Here is a 2,400-nt window from a genome sequence, read left to right as displayed (position 1 = left end):
TGGAACTCGACCGCGACGGCGTCGCACGGGAGGCCACCCCGGACATGGGCACCAAATGCGTGGGCCGCGGGTTCGTCACCTTCACGGACACCTGGATCCCGGAACAGAACCTGCTCGGTGCCGAGGGCAAGGGCTTCACGGAGGTGATGCAGGGATTCGACTTCTCCCGCGCCCTCATCGGCCTGCAGGTCATCGGTGCCGCCCAGGTCACCCTCGACGAGACCTGGGAGTACGCCGGCCAGCGGATGGCCTTCGACCAGCCCATCAGCAAGTTCCAGGGACTGTCCTTCCCGCTGGCCGAGGCGGACACCCTGCTGACCGCGGCCCGGGTGCTGTGCCAGAAGACCCTGTGGCTCAAGGACGCGGGCCTGCCGCACACCAAGGAGGCGGCCATGTGCAAGTGGTGGGCGCCGAAGACGGCCTACGACGTCATCAACCAGTGCCTGCTGTCCCACGGCCAGTTCGGCTACCTCACCACCCGGCCGATCGAACAGCGGATGCGGGACGTCCTCGGCCTGCAGATCGGGGACGGTACCGCCCAGATCATGAAGCTCATCATCTCGCGGCAGAACCTGCCCCGCGAGGTCGCGCCCTGAACCGGTGCCACCACCACCTCCTCCCGGCGACGCCACCCACGGCCGCCAGACCACTCGACCCATGGAGCACACCATGACTGAACAGACCACGAACACCACCGTCAACGACGAGAACCTGCAGGGCCGGATCTGCATCGTGACCGGCGCCGCCAGCGGCATCGGCAAGGGCATCGCCACCCGCCTCGTCGCCGAGGGCGCGACCGTCGTCGTCGCCGACCTCAACGGCGAGGCCGCCGAGGCCACCGCCGCCGCACTGGGCAACGGCTCCATCGGCATCTCAGTGAACGTCACCGACCGGGCCGCCGTGGACGCGATGACCGAACAGGTCATGTCCACCTTCGGGCGCATCGACGTCCTGGTCAACAACGCGGGCTGGGACAAGGTCGGGCCCTTCCTCGACTCCGAGGTGGACGTCTGGGACCGCGTCATCGGCATCAACCTCTACGGGGTCCTGCACTGCTCCCAGTCCGTGGTGCGCAGGATGGTCGACCAGGGCCACGGCACGGTGGTGAACATCGGTTCGGACGCGGCCCGCGTGGGATCCAGCGGCGAGGCCGTGTACTCCGCCTGCAAGGGCGGGGTGGTGGCCTTCACCAAGACCCTGGCCCGGGAGGCCGCCCGCCACGGGGTGACGGCCAACGCCGTCTGCCCCGGGCCCGCCGACACCCCGCTGTTCGAGCAGATCTCCGCCGAGAACCCCAAGCTGCGCACGGCCCTGGAGAAGTCCATCCCGCTGCGGCGGCTGGCCCAGCCGGAGGACCTGGCGAACGCCGTGGCCTTCATGGCCTCTCCCGCCTCGAAGTACATCACCGGCCAGACCCTCTCGGTCTCCGGTGGCCTCACGATGATCTGACCGCCCTGCCCCGCTGCCACCCCCGGGACGGCCGCACGACCAGGAAGAACCCCATGCCCCACACCTTCGAGATGCTCCTCACCGACGAGGAGATCGCCACCTACACCGCGTCCGGACACTGGCGGAACAGGCTGCTGGCCGACTACCTGGACGACGCCGTCGCGGCGCGTCCCGGGCAGACCTGCACGATCGACGTGCGCGGCGCGCACACCTATGCCGACCTGGCCTCCGACGTCGAGGACTGTGCCCACGCCCTGCTGGAGTCCGGCGTCCAGGCCGACGACGTGGTCTCGATCCAGCTGCCCAACTGGTATGAGTGGCTGGTCATCTACCTGGCCGCCAACCGGATCGGCGCCGTCGCCAACCCGCTGATCCCGATCTACCGCGACCGGGAGATCGGCTTCATGGCGGCCACCGCGCGCACCTCGGTGCTGTTCATCACCGAGACCTTCCGGAAGTTCAACTACGCGGACATGGTCGACCGCCTGCGCCCGGAGCTGCCGGACCTGCGGGAGACCGTGATCGTGCACGGTGAGGGGGCCCGGGACGGTTTCACGTCCTGGGAGGACTTCCTCGCCCGCGGCCGTGCCCGCCGACAGTCCGACCCGGTGGACCTGGCGGCGCTGCGTCCCGACCCGAACTCGCTGGCGCTCATCATGTTCACCTCCGGGACGACGGGCCGTCCCAAGGGCGTCATGCACACCCACAACTCGGTGCTGTCCGGCGCGCTGCCCTGGCCGGACCGGCTCGGCCTGGACGAGCACTCGGTCATCCACATGGCCTCGACCTTCGGGCACCTGACCGGATTCCTCTACGGCGTCTCCCTGCCGATCATGCTCGGTGGCACGGGTGTCTTCCAGGACGTGTGGGACGTCGAGGAGTTCGTGGAACTGGTCGAGAAGCACGGGATCAACCACACCTCGGCGGCCACCCCGTTCCTGCACGACCTCA

The 2,400-nt window shown here is 69.0% G+C and carries 3 protein-coding genes; all 3 read left to right on the top strand.

Annotated elements, in window-relative coordinates:
- The coding region (locus tag PLJ28_RS15605; RefSeq protein ID WP_324590417.1) for an acyl-CoA dehydrogenase family protein at nucleotides 1–596 on the top strand (596 nt) is incomplete at its 5' end.
- Between the two features lie 73 nt (nucleotides 597–669).
- Complete coding sequence (locus PLJ28_RS15600) at nucleotides 670–1,449, top strand: SDR family NAD(P)-dependent oxidoreductase (protein ID WP_183523273.1); 780 nt, start codon at nucleotides 670–672, stop codon at nucleotides 1,447–1,449.
- Between the two features lie 53 nt (nucleotides 1,450–1,502).
- Nucleotides 1,503–2,400: AMP-binding protein (locus tag PLJ28_RS15595; protein WP_324590416.1), on the top strand; the 898-nt coding region annotated here is incomplete at its 3' end.

The sequence above is a fragment of the Citricoccus sp. genome (genome assembly GCF_035445025.1).
In the GTDB taxonomy this organism is placed as follows: domain Bacteria; phylum Actinomycetota; class Actinomycetes; order Actinomycetales; family Micrococcaceae; genus Citricoccus.
The sequence above is the reverse complement of the archived record's forward strand: the minus strand, read 5'-3'. Positions and strand labels throughout refer to the sequence as shown.

Bases quoted from the DNA above. Each gene is read 5' to 3' on its own strand.
- PLJ28_RS15600 (WP_183523273.1), top strand. From the start codon at position 670: ATGACTGAACAGACCACGAACACCACCGTCAACGACGAGAACCTGCAG.